This window comes from Calidithermus chliarophilus DSM 9957 (genome assembly GCF_000430045.1).
Lineage (GTDB): Bacteria > Deinococcota > Deinococci > Deinococcales > Thermaceae > Calidithermus > Calidithermus chliarophilus.
The window spans coordinates 2,057,769-2,059,233 of sequence record NZ_KE387023.1 but is presented as its reverse complement, the minus strand read 5'-3'; the positions used below and the strand labels follow the sequence as shown (position 1 = coordinate 2,059,233).

The 1,465-nt window shown below is 70.4% G+C and carries 1 protein-coding gene, 1 tRNA gene and 1 pseudogene; all 3 read right to left on the bottom strand.

Going from position 1 to position 1,465, the window contains the following annotated elements:
• Positions 1-189 precede the first annotated feature (189 nt).
• Positions 190-275 (bottom strand) — tRNA-Leu (locus tag MEICH_RS0110110).
• 90 nt (positions 276-365) lie between these two features.
• The gene (locus MEICH_RS0110105; protein WP_157202704.1) at positions 366-761 is read right to left on the bottom strand and encodes a hypothetical protein; all 396 of its coding nucleotides are present in this window, start codon (positions 759-761) and stop codon (positions 366-368) included.
• 353 nt (positions 762-1,114) lie between these two features.
• Positions 1,115-1,465 (bottom strand): annotated as a pseudogene (locus MEICH_RS0110100) (S8 family serine peptidase); the annotation flags it as partial.

The following is a 1,465-nucleotide window of genomic DNA, read 5'->3' as shown; positions in this document are numbered from 1 at the left end:
GGGGAGAGGTGGCGGTGGGAGTTGCTGCAAAATATGTCGCGACGGTAAGGCCTGCGGGGATACCTGCATTGCCAAGAACAAAACCTGTAACGTAGGCCCCGGGTGTGCTTGTAACGGGAGGTAGGCCTGGGGTAACCATCTCCCCAGGCCTCTCGACCCTCTTCAGCGGTCAGCTTTCCTGTTTCGTGCTGGTGCCGAGGGTGGGACTCGAACCCACACGCCCTTGCGGGCAACGGATTTTAAGTCCGTAGCGTCTACCGTTCCGCCACCCCGGCGTAAAACACTGCGTATTGTACGGGCTCGAGGCCGCCCCGCCAAGTGAAGCGGGGGAGGCGCGGGGCCTCCCCTGCCGGGGCTTGCGCGGGTTAGGCGCTGTGGGCCTGGAGCTTGGGGCCTTCCGTGGGCGGGGCCGCGTCTTTGTTCTTGCGGGTCAGGCCCGACTTGCGGGCGCTCTTGCGGACGTAGCCCATGGCCTCGTACATCTTGGAGTCGGGGCCGAGCTCGGGGTCGCCGATGACGCCGTTGACCACCCGCTGCATGCGCTCGAGCTTGGCCTCGATGAGCTTGTCGCGGTCGGTCTGGGCGTTGTCCCACTCGGTGCGCTTGCGCTCGACGAGCGCCTGGGCCTGCCGCACGGCCTCCACGTCGGCGCGGTACTCCTCGAGGCTCACCCCCGCGATCACCCGCCCGGGGTCGGTGGCCTCCCAGCCGTTGAGCACCTGTTCCATCCGTTCGATAACGCGTCCTGGGTTCTTCGCCATAGCTTCCTCCGGGATAGCTTATTGTCGCAGTTCCAAATTATGCAGGTGCCCCCGCCTTGTCAAGGGGTGGGTGTGCACGCCTGGGGGATGCCGCCCCAGCCTCGGGGGATGCATCCCCAGGCTTTGGGGATGCGGCAACAAGCCTTGGGGGTCCATCCCCCGGCCTTGGGGGAGCATCCCCAGGCTTTGGGGATACGTCCCCAGACCCGGGGGATGGTGCCCCACGCTTTGGGGGCGCGGCAGATGACCTCGGGGATGCTGCCCCAGGCTTCGGGGATGGGGCACCGGGCGGTTCCCACGGCTGCCCCGCACAGCCGGACGCCCTCAGCGGCGGGCGGGCGCAGAGGGGGCGGTCAGGGGCCGGTGAGGGGGCCCACGTCGAAGCTGGGCTGGGCGGGCACCTGCACGGCGTGCTGCCCGCGGGGCTCGTCGGCGTCGCAGAGGTCGTTGCGGGTGTCGTCGCGGCACACGCCCAGGGTGTAGCTCCCGGCCAGGACGTAGGTGGTGAAGCGCCCGTCGGCGTCGGCGGCGAGGCGGCGGGGGCTCGGCCCTTGCAGGAGGCCCGAGAGGGGGCCGGGGGGGAGGCTCAGGCCGAGGGCGGTGGGCACGCTCAGGAAGCCGTGGCCGTAGGCGGGGTCGGGGCCGGGGGCGCCCAGGTCGGTGAGGCGGGGGCGCAGGCGCTCCCAGGCGGCGGGCGGGGTGAG

Excerpts from the sequence above, each read along its gene's own strand:
- MEICH_RS0110105 (WP_157202704.1), bottom strand. The coding sequence starts at position 761 with ATGGCGAAGAACCCAGGACGCGTTATCGAACGGATGGAACAGGTGCTC.